The sequence below is a fragment of the Mucilaginibacter sp. P5_A4 genome, from assembly GCF_056400605.1.
In genome coordinates, this window is the sequence record NZ_JBFUKX010000006.1 from 129,078 (window position 1) to 151,736 (window position 22,659).

Consider the following 22,659-nt stretch of genomic DNA (forward strand, 5'->3'; position numbering starts at 1 on the left):
TTAAAACAATTTACGCTCGGCTTCGGATATAGGCATATCGTTAATACTGGCATATCGTTTTTGCATGTAGCCATGCTCATCAAACTCCCAAAGCTCGTTACCATAACTGCGGTACCATTGTCCGTTATAGTCATGCCATTCATACTCAAACCTTACAGCCATACGATTTTCGCGAAAGCCCCAAAGTTCTTTTTTAAGCTTATAATCCAGCTCTTTTTCCCACTTGCCTTTTAAAAACTTTTTCACCTCCTCACGTCCGTTTATAAAATCGGTACGATTACGCCATTCGGTATCAATGGTGTAGGCAAGGCTAACCTTTTCGGGGTCACGGGTGTTCCAGGCATCTTCTGCGGCCTGTACTTTTTGCAAGGCAGTTTCCATATTAAAAGGTGGCAGTGGATAGCGTTTGTTTTCCATGATTTTTTAGATTAAAAGGAGTGAAGACCAAAGATAAAGGACAGTTATAGAAAGCTACATCATATAACCGTCTTTTTCTGTCCTTTCGTTCTATCTTTTTTTCTTGTTTGCTTAATTATGCCTCAACGGAGTTATATGAATTTACAACCGGAAAGTCGATGTCAGTTTTGGCGGTGTTATTGAGATAGTTGGTCAAAACATTTAATGCTACGTGGCCAACAATTTCGCCTATTTCGCCATCGGTAAAGCCCGCAACTTTTACGGCTTCCACATCTGCATCATTAACCAGGCCTTGCTTTGAGGTTAGCACTGTAGCAAATTTTAAAGCAGCGGTTGTTTTCGCGTCCTGGCTGTTTGCGTTACGGGCATTGGTCAAGGCAGCTGCATCAATATGCACCAATTTTTCGCCGATATAAGTATGCGCAGATAAGCAGTAATCGCAATTGTTTTTTTCGGATACAGCCATGGCCAGCAGTTCGCCGGTTTTTGCGCCAAGTTTGCCGTGCGCCAATGCTCCGCTAAAGTTAAGGTAACCTTCCAGCAAGGCAGGTGAGTTACCCATGGTACGCATCATGTTTGGTACCACACCCAATTTACTTTGTATAGCGTTAAATAATTCTTTTGTTTTGCCTGTAGCTTCTTCAGGACTTAATGCTTTTAAACGTGCCATTTTTGTAATTTTTTTTAGTCGTTATTGACAATACAAATTTGCACAGCCCAGCTGTCTGGTAACATGGATGAATTTCGTTAATACATGGACAATTTTCCCGGCGATTTATGAAAAGAATTTGTAATACCTTTTAGCAGCCATCTCCACAGCCTTTGCCTGAGCCTTATTGAGCTTGCCATACAGGTTAAAGCTGATATCAATGCTTTTGGTTTTAATGGTTCGTTTCCAGTTGCCTGCAACCTGGTTATCAACAACAATTACCGGATCAAAAATTACATGCCTGGCCTGCACTAAGTACCTGGGGTTAACTAAAGCGTCTCTATGTTTATAGGCAATGGCAAACTCATCAAAGGCGGGTAATAAATAAGCTTTGGGTTTTACAGGAATAATGTCAGTATTACCCGGCATCCAATATGTTTTACCGGCAATAACTTCGCTAATGAGTTGCCCTTTGGTATTTTGCAACCCTATATCCGCATCAGCAATGGTAAGTCCCGACCAATTGGCAAAGTCATGTACAGTAGCCGGTCCGCGGCTGTTAAAATAACCGGTTGCCAGCCTGGTTAATGCTTCTTCATGTGCTAAAGCCGGAGTTGCCGGGGCCCGTTCATCAAGCAGGGCATAGGTAAATTGTTTGCCAATCCGGCCACCACTGCAAATAACAGCATCAAGTTCTGCATGCATCAGGAGTATAGTTAACCGCAAATCATCAGTTGCAATCCCGGCTTGGTTTAACGCTTCTGTAATTTCGGCGCGGGTAAGGTGTTTGTTGCCCTGCATCGCCTTTATCAGTATATCGTTGGTTTTATTGAAGATGGTATTACTAACCTCAAACTTTTTGTACATACCCGCATTAATAGCGTTAATGCGGGGGGCGGTGAGTGCAAGTATCCAACGAATATCAACAGGTGAAACAAAGTGCCATGTGGGCCTAAGCAGGTGGGTACGCAGTATTTTCCCCTCGGTTATGGCTTTTTCAATTACAGCTTCATTCGCATTTTGCGTTCTTAAACCAACAGCCCATTTTGCGCCGGCATAGTCCTGGGCCTGCATGGCTACCATATGTTTTACAACACCCGCGGGCTCATTAAAGTGCGGATTGCTGATGTGTTGGTTAAACAAGCGCAAACCGGCTAAATGATCATCTTTCATGGTTGATAGTGCGTAAATATATCACGTAGTAATTACAACAAAAGAATCCTGCTAAAAATCGTGGTACAAATTCCTGAACGAGCTTCTTAGCCCAAAAGTTAACAGTGTGGTTTTGTTGTCAATTAAGCTATTATGTTCTTTACGGTATAAACCGCTTAGTTCAAAACGGAGGTTGTATTTAGGATTTATAAGAAAGGACACTGTGCCTTCTGCATAATATAAGTTGGTACTTATTCCCTGGCCTATGGTTGTGGTGGTATTATCTGCAGGTACAAAAGGTTTGGTTACAATTTTACCATTGTTGATAACAGTAGTGGCATCAAGTCCGTATTTTGCATAGTTTAACTGTCCCTGGAGGTCTATCCTGCCAAAAGAGTAATTCAGGATACCCAAAAGCTCCCTGAAGTTTGCACCATAAGGATGCGCCAGCGGATCGCCATAAAAAGCGTAACTGCTAATGGAATTTGTATTTTGGTAAGTATAAGGTTTAACCGTATTAAACTCGAAAATATAATTAAAGCGTTTAACCTCAAGCAGATCGGCTCCCCGGATACCCACCTGTAAGCCATTGGTATTATCGGCATTATTGCCAGAAAAGAAATCGCTGGCTTTAAACCTGTCTAACAATAGCTGTGCATATAAAGCAGTTTTATCAAGAATTTTATACTTACCGGTAAATCCAATCAGTGTATTATCCTTTGGTTGCCGGGATGGACCTAAAGAGCTTGAAAACACTATTGGATTTATAAAATTCAAATCAAAACCACGCCTGTTGCCTGCTGCATCAGCTTCGGGAGATATAACAGCATTAAAGAAACCAAAAGAAACACGATTGCTTACGTTCCAGTCGAGGTAATGAAAAAATGCCCATTTGCGGCGGTTACTGCCAAACGTATCGAATTTATTTTCTTTAATATCTTCAATATAAGCCCAGGCAGCCATGTATTGAACATGCTTGCCTATATTAGCAGTAAGCCTTACCAGGGGCATATTAGCAGCATAATCTGAAAGTAATAAGGAACGATATCCATCACCAATAAACATCTTATCCTCGCCTAAGGTAACATTTAGTTTTTTTGTTATATTATAGGATAGGATAGCTGTAACGTACGACCAATCTGCTGTATTTTTTTTTATACCGTGATAGTTTCTTAAGTATGCTTGTCCTGGTATAAATTGATTTTCATTAACCAAAGTGTTATAATAAGCAGGAAACTTAGCCTGATCTTCAAAAGCACTGGCATAAAATGAAAATTTGGTGCCAATGGTACCACCAAACTGGTAGCCCCTGGTATTTAAATTTGTATTGTATTTTGCAGTAAAGTCTCTTCCGGCTTGAAGGTCCAGTATAACATCTCCGTAAAAAGTATAGTCGGGCTTTTTAACATCAAACAGGTGTTCATTAAATATTTTACGTTCAAGCCAGCTCTTACGATCACTGCTTACCCCAACATTCATTACCGAATCATAAGTATGCTGAATTAAACTATCAATCAAAAATGGGCGCAATGAAGTATGAAATGCGCTTTTTGTTGAATAAATATCGGCATTGAACTTTTGATAAAGCTGGTAAGAGTTAGGCAAATAAGTAGATTGGGCCATGCTCAATTGCACCGAGAACAGGATGATCCCGGCCAACAAAAATGTTTTTCTGAAAGTAAAGAAGTAGAGTTTTTGCATTGCGACAAAATAAGTATTATTTATTGTAAGATAAAAATATCATTTCTAACAGATTTTGGTATGAGGACTAAACTCCGTTATTATTTTCTTATAGTATTTTAAAAAAACTCATTCAGCCTAACAGCTCTCTGCCCGGTAAATCTTCAGCCCAAAAAAGTTAATAATTGTTAAATTTGACATCATCAAGCGGTTTTTTTTAAATAAACTATAAAAATCATGATATTTGCCCGCGCGATAAAACCATATACCATATATATTAAATGCAGTACAAAAAAATCAATAATCTTTTAGGCTGGCTTTGCTTTGTTATAGCTTCTGTAACCTACATCTTAACATTAGAACCTTCCGTAAGTTTTTGGGATTGCGGTGAATTTATTTCATGCGCCTACCGCTTACAGGTAGCCCATCAGCCCGGATACCCGGTATTTGCTATGCTGGGCAAGTTATTTTCCCTTCTTTCCATGGGCGATAATACTAAAGTTCCTTATTTTACCAATATGGGTTCGGCAATTGCAAGTGGCGCTACCATTATGTTTTTGTTTTGGACAATTACCGCATTGGCAAAAAAGTTACTATTGAACAAGCGCGATGATGTGGTTGACCAAACAAACCTTATCCTGATCATGGGAGCGGGGCTTGTAGGTGCACTGGCATTTACTTATACCGATACTTTTTGGTTCTCGGCTGTTGAAACCATAGTGTTTGCCTTATCGTCATTGTGTACCGCTATTGTATTTTGGGCCATATTAAAATGGGATGCCCATGCCGACGAAAAAGGCGCTGATAAATGGCTGATTTTTATAGCCTATGTTATTGGCTTATCAATAGGTATTCACCTGCTTAACTTACTAACTATACCGGCACTGGCCATAGTTTATTTTTTCCGCAGGAGCAAAAAAATTACTGTTGGTAATGGTATACTGGCTTTCCTGGCCGGTATTGTTATACTTGGACTGGTACAGTATGGCGTTAGGGGATACACCATAAAATTTGCTGCATATTTTGATCTTTTCTTTGTAAACACCTTAGGGCTGGGTTTTGGTACCGGCGCATTTTTCTTTATATTATTGATCGTGGCTGCATTAGTTGCCGGCATAGTGTATAGCATTCGCGCTAAAAAACCTGTTTTAAACCTTGCCTTGTTATGCTTGGCCTTTATTTATTTTGGTTATGGATCATTTGCGTACATTCCTATCAGGGCTACAGCAAATCCCGATTTAAATAACTCCCATCCCGACAACGCGTTTGTACTTTATGGTTACCTAAACAGGATTCAATACGGTGAAAATCCATTATTAAACGGCCAGTATTATGATGCAAAGGTTGTTGAGCAAAAAGAGGGCAGCATTATTTACCGTAAAGGAAAAACTAAATATGAAAACGCGGGCCGTAAGGTCGAGACCGTATATGACCATACCACCTTTCTTCCGCGTATGTACAGTACAGATCCGCAGGATGTTCAGTTTTATAAAGACTGGTTACGCATTCCTGACGGGCAGGCACCTACAATGGTTGATAACCTGAAATGGATGTTTAGCTGGCAAATGTACCAAATGTACTGGCGCTATTTTCTATGGAATTTTGTTGGCCGCTATAACGATGCAGACGGACAGCAAAGTACCGAAAATATTGATGGCAACTGGACATCCGGTATTATGGATGGAAGCCGGCACCTGCCAAAATCTGTAGTTAATGCGCCTACTTATACACCATTATATGCGCTGCCGCTACTAATAGGCTTTATTGGAGCTGCTTACCATTTTACCCGCAAAAAGAAAGACGCATTGGTTGTGCTGCTACTTTTCTTCTTTACCGGGCTGGCCATTGTGATGTATGTGAATCAGCCAAGTGTACAACCCCGTGAGCGTGATTACTCTTATGTAGGTTCCTTTTACGCCTTTGCTATTTGGATTGGCCTGGGCGTGATTGCCATTGCCGAAAGTGCGCGAAAGTTTTTGGATGGCCGTACTGCGGCAATTGGGTCGACGGTTATTTGTATACTGGTTGCCCCGGTATTATTAGCCAGCAAAGAATGGAAAGCTCATGACCGGTCGACCAAAATGACTCCGCATGATATGGCATATAACTACCTGATATCGTGCCCTAAAAATGCTATTTTGTTTACTTATGGTGATAATGACACCTACTCTTTATGGTATGATCAGGAAGTTGAGGGCATAAGGCCTGATGTACGTATAGTGAACTTAAGCTTGTTTACCGGCGATTGGTATATTCGCCAGATGCAGGGTAAAATGAACCAATCGGAACCATTGCCTATCACTATGCCTTTTGATAAGTATAAAGAGGGGGTAAGGGATGCTATTTACTACAGCGACCGTAAATTAGACGGTCCGCAGGAAGTAAAAGAAGTGTTTGATTTTATAACTTCTGATAATAAAGCAGCCCAGGTAGAATATCAAAGTGGAGATTTTGGCAATTATATGCCGACGAAAAACCTGAAGATTACTATTAATCCTGATGAAGTGGTTAAAATGGGTGTTGTTACCCCGGAACAGAAAAGCAAATTAACTACCAGTATGGAATGGAAATTTCCGCCAAACTATATAACTAAAGAGAACCTGGCCATGCTGGATATCCTGGCGCATAATAACTGGAAAAGGCCTATTTGCTTTACTACCACCATCGGAAACGAAAATTTGATTGGCTTACAGCCGTACCTGTACAAAGAAGGGTTTACGTATCATTTAATACCATTCCAGAAGGATACAACCATACGCGATCAGTTAAGCAAAACAAACACCTTGGTGATGTATGATAACGTAATGAACAAGTTTAAATTTGGTAATTTTAAAACAGCCAAGTATCTTGATCATGAATCAACATCTATGTTTTACCCGGTAATGATCACCACATTTAGCGATCTGATCCAGAACCTGATGAAAGAAGGCCATAACGACCTGGCATTAAAAGTTCTGCATAAATACGACCAGGAAATGCCGGATATCAATCCTTACATAGATATAGCCGGACGTAAAATATTTTTAGCCCAGATGGCTTTCCAATTGAATGATGTGGTATTGGGCACTAAACTGGTGAATAATATTGATGACTATGTGGTTGATCAGCTTGATTATAACTATCATTTATTATCATCCAACGGCAGCGGTTTAAGTACGCGTGATGTACAAATCAGCTTGCAGGTGCTAAACGGGATGAGTGATTTTATGAAAGAGAATAACCAAACAGGATTATTTAAAAAGTTCGACGGCCAGCTAAAGGATTACGTTAAAAAGTTTTCACCATTATTGGGCGGACAACAGCCATAAAAGAGCCTGACACGAAGGGTCTTTGATTTTCAGGTTAATATAAAAATGGAAGCTTTCGCACCGGAGGCTTCCATTTTTTTTAAAACTCACTCAGCTTTGAAGAAGGTTAGGGTGAGGCTAAATATTAAATAAAAATAAATAAAGTCGGCTTCTTTATTTATTTTCATAGCCGGTATGCAAAAACGTTTAAAACTACATTTCATCTTTCCGGTTTGCCTTTTATTTTTATTTAAGTAACAACTACCCGATTTATTAATGGAAACAAGATTTGAAAAGTTATCAACTGTAGTTTACCTTGTTTTAAAGTAAACCTTAAGTAATAATTAGGCCCATAATTTTTATTAAACTGTTAATAAAGATTTTTAGAATAAATTTGACTAACAATTACCCAAAACAAATGAAATTTCAACAACTATTAGAAGAGGTAAAACAGTACGTAACATCCTATTTTGATGCTTACCAGGATCCCGAACTTATATATCATAACATTAAACATACTAAAGATGTAGTTGCTGCAGCCATTAAAATAGCCAACCATTACCAGTTAAGCGATGAGGACTTTTTTGTGGTGATATCGGCCGCGTGGTTTCATGACACAGGTTATTTTACAGATAGGGCTGATCATGAGGCAAAAAGTATAAGTATTGCTGAGCATGAATTGAAACAATTAAAGGTAGCACAGCCCGTAATAAATAAAATTAAAGCCTGTATCCTGGCTACCGAAATGCCGCAGAAGCCAATAGGCTTGCTCCAGGAAATTTTATGTGACGCCGATTTGTTTCATTTGGGAACCGACGATTTCATGGAAAGAAGTAAAATGGTGCGCAAAGAGATAGAGACAGTAAAGCATATAACACTTGATAAAGATGAATGGCGTGCGCGCAGTATAGAGCTGTTGCAATCGCACCAGTTTTTTACCGATTATTGCCGCCTGCTGCTTGGCGATCAGCAGCAAAAAAATCTTGATAAGCTTTTAGAGAAACAAGGCCGGGTGCAAGATAAAGCGCCCGCTACACCGCCTGCAGAAAATAATACAATCGCTGCAGAAGAAAACGCTGTTATAACAATTGATGACAGCAAAGCCGATAGCGAAAAGCATGGCAAAAAGCACAAAAATGATAAGCCCGAAAGAGGTATCGAAACCATGTTCCGCATCAGCTCAAGCAACCACCAGCGGTTGAGCGATATGGCCGACAATAAGGCTCATATCATGATCACCGTAAACTCTATCATTTTATCGGCTATCATTAGTTTGGTACTACGTAAGCTTGACGAGCACTCAAACCTACTGATACCAACTTTCATGCTGCTTGCCGTAAGCTTACTTACCATGACGTTTTCGATACTCGCAACCCGGCCTTCTATCCCGAGCGGATTGTTTACGCATGATGACATTGAAAAGAAAACGGTTAACCTGTTGTTTTTTGGTAACTTTTACCGGATGTCGCTTAATGAATATAGCGATGGAATGATTAAAATGATGGACGATAGCGACTTTTTGTATGGCAGCCTCATTCGCGACAATTATTCGCAGGGCGTTGTACTGGGTAAAAAATACAGGTTGTTGCGTGCTTCTTATAATATATTCATGTTTGGGCTTATTATTTCGGTAGCTGCATTTATTATTTCAACATTGCTGTAAGCAGTAAATTTTATTACTAAACAAATACTGCTATTTATGGATTACTCATTTTTTGACAGGGACCTGAGCTGGCTGCTTTTTAACGGGCGCATTTTAATGGAGGCCGAAAAGGAGGATCTCCCCTTAATGGAAAGGGTAAACTTCCTGTCGATATTTTCGTCAAATTTAGATGAATTTTACCGGGTACGAATGCCGGTTTTACTGGCCCTACATAACCTGGCGAGGCATGGCAACAGCGAAAAGGAAGATGTTTTACTGGAAGCCCAGGAGCTGATAAGCCATCAGCAGCAAAGATTTGGGAAGGTGTTTACGGGCAGGCTTATTCCCTTGTTAAAAGAAAATAAAATCAGCCTCCTTTTTAATGAAACTTTACCCGCTGCTATTGAAGATAAAGCAAGCGAATACTTCTATAGCCAGGTAATGGCCTTTTTGCAGCCTATTGATCTTGCAGACGCAAAAAAAAGCTTTTTCCCCGAAAATAACAGGTTATATTTTTTGGTAAATCTTCGATCTGGAGATGATAAAGAGCGAAATGTAATACTCAATATCCCATCAAACCAGTTACCAAGGTTTTATAGTGTTAGTGCTGATGACGGTCAATACATTGTATTCCTTGACGATATCATTAGGCATAACCTCAATAAGCTATTTAAAAATGAGATAATAAACGGGTGTTATAGCATTAAAATAACCCGCGATGCCGAGCTGGACCTGAAGGACGAATACCAGGGCGACCTATCTGAACAGATCGAAAAACAATTATTAAAACGCGACATGGGTATAGCCACCCGCTTTTTGCACCAGCCCGGTATTCCTTTACGTATCCTGCATTTTATTACAGAAAAGTTTAGTTTGCAAAGCTCAAGCGTGGTTGAAGGTGGCATGTATCATAACCTTAAGGATTTGATGGGGCTGCCGGTTAATAACCCGGCACTGCGTTACGCCCGCTGGGCTCCCATTACAAACAATACCGGTGATGAAGAGGGTTCGTTATTTGATCATATCGAAAAGCGCGATTGCATTTTTCATGCGCCATACCAATCCTACAATACTATACTCCGTTTTTTTAACGAGGCCGCTACCGATGTATCTGTAGATGAAATATATATTACCCTTTACCGTGTAGCCAGCGATTCGCGAATTGTTAACGCGCTCATCAGCGCTGCCAATAATGGCAAAAAGGTAAGGGTTATGGTTGAGCTGAAAGCTCGTTTTGATGAAGCCAACAACATTAAATGGGCAAAAAAAATGAAAGCCGCCGGTGTGGATATCATCTACAGTGATAAAGCCCTAAAGGTTCATGCCAAGGTGGCGCTGGTAAAAAGGCGGATTGATGGCCGCGATAAATATTCGGGATTGCTGGCTACCGGTAATTTTAATGAAAGTACCGCCGCTTTTTATACAGATCATATTATGATGACGGCAAATTCTTTGTTGCTGCGCGAGATGGAATTACTCTTCATTTTTTTATCCAAAGGGAAAAAATCTGCAGAGGGTTATCCCATTGATTTTAAGCATCTGCTGGTAGCGCAGTTTAATTTGCAATCGCGTTTTATTGAATTAATAGACCAGGAAATTAATAACGCGGAACAGGGTTTACCGGCAGCTATCACCATAAAACTAAACAATTTGGAAGAGCGTAAGCTAATTGCTAAATTGTACCAGGCATCACAGGCCGGTGTTAAAATAAGCCTGTTAGTAAGAAGCGTTTGTTGTTTGATCCCCGGCGTTAAAGGTATGAGCGAAAACATTACCATCAGGCGCATCGTAGACCGCTACCTGGAACACGGCCGCATATTTATCTTCCATAACAACGGTGATAAGAAAATATTTCTTGGCTCGGCCGATTGGATGAACCGCAACATTTATCGTCGTATTGAGGTTTGCTTTCCTGTTTATGACGAAAAGATAAAGACCGAAATTTTGCAAATTATTGAGGTGCAATTAAAAGATAATGTACAGGCCGTAATGCTCAATGAGCAATTGCAGAATATAGCAATTAAAGCCAAAACACCTTTGGTACAATCGCAACGTGCTATATATGACCTTTTGAAAGCAATTTAACGATTAAAACTATGCTTAAAGCTATAACTTATTTAACTATATTACTTGTTTCGGCGGGTATCCTCTCGGCTATATCATGTACCGATAAGACTGAAAGCAACCCAAGCAGTAGCCCTAAAGGCTATGATCTGGATAAACCGGTAAAATATAATATGCCCGGTGAACTGCTTGAAATATCGGGCATCACTTTCAATAACGGCAAAAGCGATTCATTATATGCCGAGCAGGACGAGGATGGTAAGGTATTCTATCTCAAGTTAGGGGATAAGCAGGTTAATTACAGCAAGTTTGGTAAAAAAGGCGATTATGAGGATATAGCTATTTGCCATAACCAGGTAATTATGTTGCGCAGTGACGGTGTACTGTTCACTTTTCCGTTTAACCAGGTAAGAAGCAAAGAAATTGCTAACGTACAAAAGCTGGAAGACCTTTTACCTGCCGGTGAATACGAAGGCATGTATGCCGATGAAAAATCGGGCCTGCTTTATATTTTATGTAAACATTGTGCCGATGACCGCACTACCAAAAGCAGCAGCGGCTACATATTAGCCTTGCAGCCCGATGGTACACTTAAGCAAAGCGGAGGTTTCAGTGTTGACGTTAAATCAATTGAGAAGATAATTGAAAAAAAACGGATAAGCTTCCATCCATCAGCATTAACAAAAAACAGTAATACAAACGAGTGGTACATCCTGTCATCGGTTAATAAAATGCTGGTGGTGGCTGATGCCAACTGGAATGTAAAAGCCGTTTACCCACTAAATGCCTCAACATTTAATCAGCCCGAGGGGATAACTTTCGACGCGCAGCATAACCTTTACATATCCAATGAAGGGAGCAAGATTAGTGAAGGTAATGTATTGAAATTTAATTACAGCAAATAACAGCGATGATAAGAAACAAAAAACTGATCCGGATATTTTTCACAATTGTTACTTTTACGACTTATCATCCTTGCTTTGCCCAAAATCCTGATATAGATATTTTAAAGAGCATCAATCCACAGCACCCAACATCCTTATATTGGCGTAATACCAGTAATTCAGTTTATTATGTTGCAGGTGCAGCCACGTTTGGTACATTAATATATGGCTTCGTTACCGATGATGCAACAGCTAAACGTAATGGAATCGAAACCTTTATCAATTTAGGGGCCTCAGTTTTAGTAACGGATATTCTTAAAGTAAGTGTAAATCGTACCCGGCCTGCAGATAGGTATCCAAATGATGTATTTGTACTTTCGCCAACGCATAATCAGTCGTTCCCTTCGGGGCATAGCAGTTTGGCCTTTGCAACGGCTACCACCATATCAATACAATACCATAAATGGTATGTAACTGTACCGGCTTACCTATGGGCATCATCGGTAGGGTATTCCAGGATGTATTTGGGTAAACATTACCCCTCGGATGTGTTAGCTGGTGCTGCAGTAGGTATAGGCACGTCATATGCCGGCCATTGGCTTAACCAGAAACTTTTCAAAAAATCAACATCAACTCACAGCTATCATGAATAAACATTTAACCCTTATTTTTATTTTATTATTGGGCAGGCTTACTGTAATGGCCCAGGACTCGGTTAAATACCGGGTAATACTGATAGGTGATGCCGGCGAAATGGACATGCAGCAGAGCGCCGTTTTAAAACACGCGGCAGGCAGCATCATAAAAAACAAAACCATTGTGATGTACCTGGGCGATAATATTTACCCAACTGGCATGGACTTGCCGGGCAGCAATGAAGAAGAACAAACAAAAAAGATCCTGCAATCGCAATACCAACCTATGCGGGCCAATGGCGCACCGGTTTATTTTATCCCCGGCAACCATGACTGGGATAAAATGGGACCGCAGGGCCTTGCTAAAATAAAGCGCCAATGGCAATACCTTGATGAACAGCAGGATAGTCTGTTGAAGATGATCCCTGCAAATGGCTGCCCCGATCCGGTAGAGATTGATCTCAATGAAAACTTAACCGTTATTGCCTTTGATAGTGAATGGTGGTTATATCAATACAATAAAGATAATACAGGCGCCGAGTGCGACTGTAAAACCAAAGATGATATTATAGATAAGTTTAAGGAAATACTGGACAGGAACCGCAATAAAGTGATCCTGCTGGCATCTCATCACCCTTTCCAGAGTTATGGTACCCATGGCGGTTATTTTTCACTGAAAGACCATATTTTTCCTTTAACTGCGGTAAACAGCGGCTTAATGATCCCGCTGCCGGTAATTGGTTCGCTTTATCCATTTCTGCGGTCATCGTTTCCAAATCCCGAAGACCTGAACCATCCTTTATATAAGGAAATGATCACCCGGATAGACGGCGTTTTTAAAGGTTTTCCTAATATGATCCATGTTGCCGGTCATGAGCATGGCCTGCAGTTTATTAAAGATAACCAGGTACAGGTTGTTAGTGGGGCAGGTGCTAAGCATACTTACGCCATAAAAGGCAAAAACTCCCTGTTTGCCAATGCAACACAAGGTTATGTAACTGCAGATATGTTAACCAATAACAGCATCCGGTTTACTTATTATATTGACGGCGAAACAGGAATAAAGCAGGCATTTATCTATACACAGCCTTATACAACTGTAAAAGAACAGGTTGATGCGTCGCTTAAACCTATCACAGCTGATAGCATTGTGGTTAAGGTTCATCCGTCATATAATAGCGTAAGTAAATTTCACCGGACATTATTTGGTGAAAACTACCGTAAAGAATGGGCAGCTGATACCAAATTACCGGTGATAAGAATCTCGGAATTTCAGGGCGGCCTAACTCCTTTAAAGGTTGGCGGCGGTTTCCAAACCCACTCATTGCGTTTAACTGATAAGAATAACAAGGAATGGGTGATCCGCAGCGTGGAGAAAAGCCCCGAAAAAATATTGCCGCAAGAATTCCAGGAAACCTTTGCAAAAGATTGGGTTAATGATGCCATGAGCGCGCAGCACCCTTTTTCGGCACTTATCGTTCCGCCTTTGGCCGATGCTGCCCGTGTGCCGCATTCAAACCCGGTAATCGGGGTGATATCGCCTGATGAAAAACTTGGTAAATTCAATGAAGTATTTGATAACAAGGTAGTACTGATTGAAGAAAGAGAACCCACGGGAAAATCGGACAATAGCACCAAAATGACAGAAACCTTGTTGAAGGATAATGACAACACGGTGGATGGCAAAGAATTTTTGCGTGCCCGTTTACTCGATTTGCTGATAGGCGATTGGGACAGGCATAGCGATCAGTGGCGCTGGAAAGGTGATAAAACAGATAAAGGCATTTCTTATACAGCTGTGCCGCGCGACCGCGACCAGGTAATTTATACCAACCAGGGTATATTGCCAACCATAGCCGCCCAACCATGGCTGGCGCCAAACCTGCAGGGTTTTAACGGCGAGATTTATGATGTGCGTTACTCCATCTGGAAAACCATGTTCATGGAACGCTTTCCGGCCGTAAAATACAACTACGATGAATGGACGAAAATAGTGAAAGACTTTGTGGCTGCAGAAACTGATGAAGTTTTAGAGGCTGGTTTAAGGCGATTACCCGAATCGTCCTACAAATTGCGACATGATGTATTGATTAAACAATTAAAAGAACGCAGGGCCAATATTCCTGCCGCTATGGACTATTACTATAAGTTCGCCAATAAAATTGTTGATGTACATACCACCAACAAGGATGAATTGATAAATATTAAAGACATTCCCGGTAAAGGCTTAAATATCACTATCAACAAGATTAATAAAAACGGTATTGTAAAAGATACATTGATGAACATCAATTTTAGTGCTGATATCACTAAAGAGATTCGTCTTTATACCGGGGGAGGTGATGATAGAGTAGTTTTAAATAATGCAACATCGCCTATTAAGCTGAGACTTATTGATAGCACCGGTACCAAAAACTACAATATCATTAAATCAAGAAATACGGTGCAGCTTTATGATAAGGGCAAAAAACTTACGCTTATTGGCGATACCTCCAATGTGCACAAACATATTTCGGCAGATAGCGCTAATACAGCCTACCTGCGAACAAATCTGTTAAGCAATACCATGCCGCTGGCCAATATAGAAATTAACCCTGATGAAGGCGTTTTACTGGGCTTAGGTTTTAAATACACACACCAGGAAGGTTTCCGTAAGTTACCGTATAATGATGTACAACAGGTATTTGTTAGCCATTCATTCAGTACAAATGCTTTTAAGATTAAATATAACGGTGAATGGGTGCAAGCCGTGGGCGATGCAAATTTGCTGATGCAGTTCCAGGCAAACTCCCCGGGAAATATTAACTTTTTTGGCAGGGGTAACGAAACAGTATTTGATAAAACGGGAGATTACAGAACTTTTTATCGCACAAGGTTTAATACAGTTCAGTTTGATCCGGCTTTACAATGGGTAAGCAAATCGGGAACGAGTTTAAGTGTAGGGCCGTCATTTCAATATTACAGTTTGGATGTTGATGATAACAAGGGCCGTTTAATTACAAATCCATTACTTACTAACAGTGATGATAGTTATACCTTTGATAAACGAAAACTTTTCGCCGGTGTGATATTAAACTTTACCAGCGATAAGCGTAACAATAAGATACTACCCGCCTGGGGGAGCTATGTAAATATTAAACTGCAGGGTTATGCCGGTTTAAATAGCTATTCAAATACCTTTACACAGCTTATTCCGCAAGTGGCATTGTACAAAAGTTTAAACACCCAGGGAACCATTGTGCTGGCTGATAGAGTAGGGGGTGGTATTACCCTTGGTAAAACGGCTTTTTATCAATCCTTATTTTTAGGCGGGCAGGATAACCTGATGGGCTATAGATTATACCGCTTTGCCGGGCAATATAGCTTTTATAACAACCTGGAGCTGCGTATAAAATTATTTAATTTTGCCAGCTATATAGTACCCGGACAGGCAGGGCTTCTGGGCTTTTATGATGTTGGCAGGGTGTGGGTAAAAGGCGAACATTCTGATAAATGGCATAACGGTGCAGGCGGTGGAGTATATATTGCACCGGCCAGGCTTGCGGTAATAAAAATAGTTGCCGGGCACTCTGAAGAAGGATGGTACCCTTATCTTTCAACAGCATTCAGGTTTTAACAAGGGTAATTTTTTATTATAAAAATGCACACCGAAGTATTAAATATAAGCAAAAACGATTGTACTGTTTGCCTGGTAGATATGTGCCTGTCATTCAATCCATTTGTTGAACATTTAAAGGAGCGCGTAATCACCGAAAAAACCCTCAAAACCGAGTTTTACAAATACGTACTCAATAAGTTTGAAACAGATACCTGTATTGACCTGGAACTAAATCCGGAGCATGCAGAGACGTACCGTGAAATGCTGGAACTTATTTATAGCATACTAACACCACCTATACTTAATGAAAAGGAATTTTACTGGGCGTTAAGTACACCTATACCAGATAAGATCTTTTTCAGTACCGAAGCGTTCTTTAATTTTCATTCCAGTCATTACTCTGGTATATATGCGGAAAATATACCTGATACTGAAATGTTTATGCAACGCCAGAGAAGGTTTGTTTTTAACCTGATATTGGAGCGGATGTATGGCTTCAGTACCGTGCTTAAAAACGAACTGTTGTACAGTTATATAGATCCGGAAACAAACCTTACGCGCTATTACAGTATTTTCACCAATGCACAGTTCGTAAATATCATAGCAAAAGGTGATTTACCTGTACTGAACTTTGAAACTATAGAGCCCTACCTCAATGATTTTGAAGGAATAGAGACATTGGAACGTATTTTACCACTGTCGAATTTTATGTTCCAGGGTTTTACGGTAATTACTTTAACAGATGTTACTCTTCCACATGCCATGGAAAGTATCAGGAGTGAGCTGGTTAATCATTCTACCAATAATGAGACAGAACAATATGAGCATATTATCCAGTCGTTAAAAACACTGGCCGAAGATCCATCGATTGAGTTTGGATTAATGCCATTTTTAACTGTTAATAATAAGCCGGTATTTGACAACGATGAATGTTCACAAAGTATTTTAATTTCGTCAGCAAAGCAATACAGCCTGGGCGAAGAAGCTTTCGATTCAATTGCCGGCGATTATAACAGAAACCCCAAGCCGATATTTTTTAATACCATCAGTGATGAAAAGGTATCAAAATTCCCTTTCCTTAAAGTGTTAAAACAAGCCGGCGTTAAATCTTACGGAATTTTCCCTGTTTATTACAATAAAAAAAATGTAGGTATAATGGAAGTTTACTCGTATAAAGAAATAAGCTTTTACGAAAAACTGCTCTCCAAATTGCAAACAGCTATTCCGTTAGTTGCCCAGTTACTGCAAAACAGTATCGACCGGTTTGATGAACGTATAGAGAAAGTTATTAAGAACAAATTTACCTCGCTGCAGCCATCTGTTCAATGGAAATTTAATGAGGTAGCCTGGACATATCTTACAAAATGGGATAAAAAGCGCAAGAACCAGGAGATAGAAACCGTGGTTTTTGATAATGTTTACCCATTGTTTGGAGCAATAGATATCCGCAACTCTACTATCGAGCGCAATACTGCTTTACAGGATGACCTTGAAGCCCTGCTTGCTCTTATTATGAAAACTTTAAAGGCATTAAAAAAGAATATTCACTTAAGCCTTATTGATAACCTGGTATTTAAATGCGAGGACTGGCAGCAAAAGGTAAGTGGTTTTATCACTACCAACGATGAGCTTACGCTGGATAGCTTTCTGCGTGATGAATTGAGCCCATTCTTAAACCACTTCAGGCAAAACTATCCGGAGGAAAAAGCGGTGATTGATAAATATTTTGAGGCCTTGTCTGAAGAAACCGGCCTATCATTCGCCAACCGCCGCAACCTGGAAAACTCCATGCAGCTCATCAATACCAGCATTAACCATTACCTGGAGGTAGCCCAGGATGAGGTACAGGAGTCATTCCCTTGTTATTTTGAAAAATTCAGGACCGATGGGGTGGAATATGACATCTATATTGGCCAATCCATTGCGCCCAACCGGGTTTTTGATTTGCTATACCTTAAAAATATCCGCCTTTGGCAATTGCGCTCGATGGCCGAAATTGCCAAGCTTACCAATGGCTTAGCCGATCAGATTTCGCGCCCGCTGCAAACAACACAGCTGATATTTATACATTCAAACGCTATAGACATTAGTTTCAGGAATGATGAAAGGCGTTTTGATGTAGAGGGGGCTTATAATATCAGGTACGAAGTTGTAAAAAAACGTATTGATAAGGTTTTGATAGCAGGTACTGTTGAGCGGCTTACCCAGCCTGGTAAAATAGCGATGGTATATTTTAACCAAAATGAAGCGGCTGAATACCAGGAATACATCAAGTACCTGCAGGAACGCCATATACTCAACAATGACCTTGAATACCTTGAGTTGGAAGAACTGCAAGGTGTTACCGGCCTAAAAGCCTTAAGGGTTGGTGTTAATTATGAGTTTAAATCATAAAAATAAAACTATTTTAAGTTAAAACTATTGTGTAATATGCATGATATAGTCGGTTAGCTTTGAAACACAAATACCTTGATATAAAACCTTTTAAAGCGCTATTCCCGTTTTTATTAGGGGTAATTTTTTTTAATGCCAGCCGTGTAAATGCACAATCAACAGGCGATAGTATAAAACTCGCCATTGAGCCCCAATACAATAATGTAAGCGGCACTCATCGTTTTTTCCTGGGTGAGAATTACCGAAAACTTTGGGCGGCCCCTGTAAAGCTCAGCATCTTTCATATATCAACCGAAAAGGGAGGCTTAAAGATCTTGCAAAGGGGCGGTGGCCAGCAAACCAAATCCCTTCGCCTGCAGGACCAAACAGGGCAGCAATGGGTATTGCGAACCATCCAAAAATACCCTGAAAAAGGTTTACCACCCAATTTACGCCCCACTGTGGCAAAGGATATTTTGCAGGACCAGGTATCAGCCGCGCACCCGTTTTCGGCATTAACTGTGCCGCCATTGGCATCGGCATTGGGTATACCGCATTCTAATCCTAAAATTGTTTATGTACCGGATGATCCTGCTTTGGGCGAATACCGTAAAGATTTTGCCAACCAGGTTTTCCTGTTTGAAGAACGTGAGCCGCTGGATGCTGAAAAAACCGATAATACCGAAAAAGTACAGCGAAAGCTCCAGGATGATAACGACAACCGCGTTGATGAAAAAACAGTACTACGGGCCCGCCTGCTGGATATGCTATTGGGCGATTGGGATCGGCACGAAGATCAATGGCGCTGGGAAAAACTGGATGGCCAGCACGAAACCATCTATGAACCCATTCCCCGCGATCGTGACCAGGTTTATTATAAAACCTCGGGGCTGTTCCCCTGGATAGTTGCGCATCAATGGCTAAAATCAAAGTTCCAGGGATATAGCAGGGAGATAAGAGATATCAACGGATGGAATTTTAATGCCCGCTATTTTGACCGGTACTTTTTGAATGCGCTAAGCGAAGAAGACTGGAAAGAGCAGATAGCCTTTGTACAAAACAAACTAACCGACGACGTGATTAAACGCGCGGTTAAGCTGATGCCCGATACCATCTACAAACTTTCGGGACCAGAGATCATCGAAAAGATGATTGCCCGAAGGAATATACTGGATAAACAGGCGCTGGAATACTATCGTTTCATCGCCAAAGAAGTAGAGATCCCCGCCAGCGATAAAACCGACAAGTTTACCCTAAGTAACCAGGCAGGCGGCAATCTTACCGTAGCAGTAAATAAAATAAAAAAAGACGGAAGTGTTGATAAAGTAACCTACCAGCGCACCTTTAAACCTGATGTGACCAAGGAGGTAAGACTGTATGGTTTTGCAGGCGATGACCAGTTTTCAGTAACAGGTACCCAACCATCACCAATAACAGTACGTATGGTTGGCGGTGATGGTGTGGACAGTTTTTATGTTGATAAAAACCTGCACAATAAGGGTAAGCTCTTTTTATACGATCGATCTGATCAACAGAATAAATTGCCGCCATCCACAGACGTAAAAATCCGTACCTCAACAGATACTGCCGTAAATCAATACAATAAACAAAGTTTTAAATTCGACCGTTTTGAGCCTATTGTGCTGGCTAATTACAGCACAGACCTTGGGATATCACTCATCGCTGGCTTTTCTCTCGAAAAACATGGCTTCCGCAAAGAACCATATGCTTTCAGGGAAGAGTTTCTCGTCAGCTATAATTTGTCAAGAAGATCGTTCCTGTTAACTTATATTGCCGACTGGAAGAAAGCCATTGGTAACAATGATATTGGCATCAACATCCTTTCAAGGGGGCCAAATAACCTAAGCAATTTCTTTGGTATAGGTAATAATACTGCTTTCGAAAATAAAGACGATAAGAAGATTAGTTATTATCGAAACAAATATGATTATATCACCGCCGATGTCTCTTTAAAACAAACTCAGGGCAGCTGGCACTTCAGTGAAGGAGTGGCAGGGCAATATTACAATAGTAAATCATCCAACAATACCAATAGGTTTTTAGGTAATTACAATCAGGGGAATCCTGGTGAAAATGTGTTCGGAACAAAGTTTTACACCGGGATATTGGCCAATGCACAGCTGGATACACGTAACAAAGCAACCATTCCTACAAAAGGGCTTTATTGGAATACCACAATAAGCGGCTTTACCGGTTTAAGCAGCAACAGTCATAATACTTACGGACAAATACTTTCCGAGTTTAGTTTTTACCTCAATCCCGACAAGGATTCGATACTGGTTATAGCCAACAGAACAGGTTTAGGTACAACAATAGGTGATGCTGCCTATTTTCAGCAAATGAAGCTGGGTGGCGCTCAAAACTTCAGGGGCTTTCATACCAACAGGTTCACCGGTAAGTCTATTGCTTACAATAACCTCGAACTCCGCCTAAAAGTGCTCGATTTTGCATCCTACCTGCTACCCGGTTCAATAGGCGTTATCGGCTTTAACGATGTAGGCCGTGTTTGGGCACCAGGCGAAAAATCAGACCAATGGCACGATGGCTATGGTGGTGGTATTTACATTATCCCCGCGCAACTGGTTTTAATTGAGGCTGTGATGGGCTTTTCAAAAGAAGGATCACTGCCTTATATTTCTATAGGGTTGAGGTTTTAGGAGCAACTAACTTTAAAAGCCTTGTAATGCAGAACGCAAAGAAGCATCTATTCTGTATCTTGAATAGCTAATATGTATAGTTAGCGTATAGATCCCAGTCGGCGGATGGCCGACCCTCCGGCTGTGCTGCAAAGAGGGTGAAGCTCAATTTTTGTTGTATTGCCCCTCTATGCGACGCAGTCGGAGAGAGGCAGACGTCCGTTAGCTAACGGATCGTCGGGGTGAGTCGACTCGCAGCCATCCGATATACGTCATTCCCCCTTCAGAAATTTTCGAAATTTTACAACTAAGGATTACAATTTTAATTACAGCAGCAATATATCTATCTGGTGTGCATGTACCATATTCACTATCGGCGACCATGCAAAAACAGTAAATCTTCCATCCTGTGAGGCTACCAGCGCAATTGCATCCTTTTGATCGAACACAAATTGCGCCGCCGATAAATGCCGTGTACCGCCATTTTGTGCCGGATGAATTACTTTGGTTGAGCAGCCTACAACCGGCTCGGTAACAATAATTTCCTCTACGCGCGTACTTTTTGATGAGCGGCCAATTTTGGCGCCAAAGGCAAGCAATTCGTGCTTATCGTTAATTACTGTGGCGCCATCTATAGATGTTAGGCCGCCAATAGTATCAACAGCGCGACGCAGTTTTTCCTGCCACGAAGTATGATATTTTTCGATGCCCTCGTGGATCATCAGATCTGTAAGGCCTGAGAAAGCCGGAGAAACCGGGTAAGAGATAGGAGAGATGATAGATTCTGTCCAGTCGTCATTATCAGATGGTACAACCAGCAGTATACCACCGCGTTTATGGGCCTGCATAGATGCGGCTAATTGTACCAGCACATTCACCGGATCATTCCAGGAAGATGGCAGGGTAAAATCAAGCATAGAAGTAAGGATGGTGGGGCAATCGGACAGGGTGGAGCCCTGTTCATCAACCACTTTAATATCATCGCCTTTTAAAATGGCAATGTTCACAAACTTACCAAAACCATCTACACGGCGATGTTTTACCACAAGCAGCCCGGGTTCTATCACCTCCAGCACAAAACAATAGGCGGGTATGGCAAGTGTAGTGCCCCATACATAAAGTTCGCCATCCTCTATCCAAACACCAAGGTGGATACCTGGCTGTTGAACCGCCGACGCAAATTTGGTGAGGATATTTGGCGCAAGTTTTATTTTATGGCCGAACAAAAGCGGTTGCCCGGCGCTCTCCGGCGGTAAAAAAGCCAAAGTAAATTTAGGCGAATAACCTTCTTCACGACGCAGGCTGGCCCAAAAAGAGATATCGATGATAGCCTCAATTGTTGGGATATCAGGAGTAGGAGCAGCAAGGTCGGCCTCATTTTCTGCATTTACCATAGAATGGAAATGTTTAAAATGCCGCTCTAATGACGGGGCTACAACACGGGCAGCTTTATAGGTTGGTTCAGAGGTAATACTCCTTGATTCCATGTTTTATAAGAATGATTCCAGGCTGGTACGGCCGGTTAATAGATTGTTTTACCAAAAATAGGCGTTCTTTATCGCCATCACAAACAAATGCCTCAAAATTGCAATTAGCCGATAATTGGGCCGCATCAGGGTAC

At 41.0% G+C, this 22,659-nt stretch carries 13 protein-coding genes; 8 read left to right on the forward strand and 5 right to left on the reverse strand.

Features of this window, described 5'->3' with window-relative positions; all coding sequences use genetic code 11:
• The 4 genes from AC1DQW_RS06220 to AC1DQW_RS06235 all read right to left on the reverse strand — a co-directional run bounded on the left by AC1DQW_RS06220 (window position 1) and on the right by AC1DQW_RS06235 (window position 3,919).
• A complete protein-coding gene (locus AC1DQW_RS06220) occupies window positions 1-417 on the reverse strand; it encodes a nuclear transport factor 2 family protein (protein WP_477453288.1) in 417 nt (138 codons plus the stop codon).
• Window positions 418-532: 115 nt separating this feature from the next.
• Window positions 533-1,087, reverse strand: coding sequence for a carboxymuconolactone decarboxylase family protein (locus AC1DQW_RS06225; protein ID WP_477453289.1), 555 nt, complete (start codon window positions 1,085-1,087; stop codon window positions 533-535).
• A 105-nt stretch (window positions 1,088-1,192) separates the two neighbouring features.
• Window positions 1,193-2,239, reverse strand: coding sequence for a winged helix DNA-binding domain-containing protein (locus AC1DQW_RS06230; protein WP_477453290.1), 1,047 nt, complete (start codon window positions 2,237-2,239; stop codon window positions 1,193-1,195).
• A 51-nt stretch (window positions 2,240-2,290) separates the two neighbouring features.
• Window positions 2,291-3,919, reverse strand: a complete 1,629-nt coding sequence (locus AC1DQW_RS06235; RefSeq protein WP_477453291.1) for a gliding motility protein RemB — start codon at window positions 3,917-3,919, stop codon at window positions 2,291-2,293.
• 260 nt (window positions 3,920-4,179) lie between these two features.
• Here AC1DQW_RS06235 and AC1DQW_RS06240 point away from each other — a divergent pair, with 260 nt between their 5' ends.
• From AC1DQW_RS06240 to AC1DQW_RS06275, 8 genes are all read left to right on the forward strand, one after another.
• Complete coding sequence (locus AC1DQW_RS06240; protein ID WP_477453292.1) at window positions 4,180-7,206, forward strand: glycosyltransferase family 117 protein; 3,027 nt, start codon at window positions 4,180-4,182, stop codon at window positions 7,204-7,206.
• A 397-nt stretch (window positions 7,207-7,603) separates the two neighbouring features.
• Window positions 7,604-8,848 (forward strand): Pycsar system effector family protein, encoded by a 1,245-nt coding sequence (locus AC1DQW_RS06245; protein WP_477453293.1) that lies wholly within the window; start codon window positions 7,604-7,606, stop codon window positions 8,846-8,848.
• Between the two features lie 36 nt (window positions 8,849-8,884).
• Window positions 8,885-10,912, forward strand: a complete 2,028-nt coding sequence (ppk1, locus tag AC1DQW_RS06250; RefSeq protein ID WP_477453294.1) for a polyphosphate kinase 1 — start codon at window positions 8,885-8,887, stop codon at window positions 10,910-10,912.
• Window positions 10,913-10,923: 11 nt separating this feature from the next.
• Window positions 10,924-11,796 (forward strand): SdiA-regulated domain-containing protein, encoded by an 873-nt coding sequence (locus AC1DQW_RS06255; protein ID WP_477453295.1) that lies wholly within the window; start codon window positions 10,924-10,926, stop codon window positions 11,794-11,796.
• A gap of 5 nt (window positions 11,797-11,801) precedes the next feature.
• Window positions 11,802-12,428 carry a phosphatase PAP2 family protein gene (locus AC1DQW_RS06260; RefSeq protein ID WP_477453296.1) on the forward strand — a complete coding sequence of 209 codons (627 nt, stop codon included), beginning with the start codon at window positions 11,802-11,804 and terminating at the stop codon, window positions 12,426-12,428.
• Entirely contained in the window at window positions 12,421-16,026 is a 3,606-nt protein-coding gene (locus tag AC1DQW_RS06265) for a BamA/TamA family outer membrane protein (RefSeq protein WP_477453297.1), read from the forward strand. Before AC1DQW_RS06260 ends, AC1DQW_RS06265 begins: the two co-directional genes overlap by 8 nt.
• 24 nt (window positions 16,027-16,050) lie before the next feature.
• Window positions 16,051-18,402 carry a GAF domain-containing protein gene (locus AC1DQW_RS06270; RefSeq protein WP_477453298.1) on the forward strand — a complete coding sequence of 784 codons (2,352 nt, stop codon included), beginning with the start codon at window positions 16,051-16,053 and terminating at the stop codon, window positions 18,400-18,402.
• A 59-nt stretch (window positions 18,403-18,461) separates the two neighbouring features.
• Entirely contained in the window at window positions 18,462-21,059 is a 2,598-nt protein-coding gene (locus AC1DQW_RS06275; RefSeq protein ID WP_477453299.1) for a BamA/TamA family outer membrane protein, read from the forward strand.
• A gap of 305 nt (window positions 21,060-21,364) precedes the next feature.
• On the opposite strand, the gene AC1DQW_RS06280 is transcribed toward AC1DQW_RS06275, so the two are convergent.
• Window positions 21,365-22,525 (reverse strand): putative sensor domain DACNV-containing protein, encoded by a 1,161-nt coding sequence (locus tag AC1DQW_RS06280; RefSeq protein WP_477407021.1) that lies wholly within the window; start codon window positions 22,523-22,525, stop codon window positions 21,365-21,367.
• Window positions 22,526-22,659 lie beyond the last annotated feature (134 nt).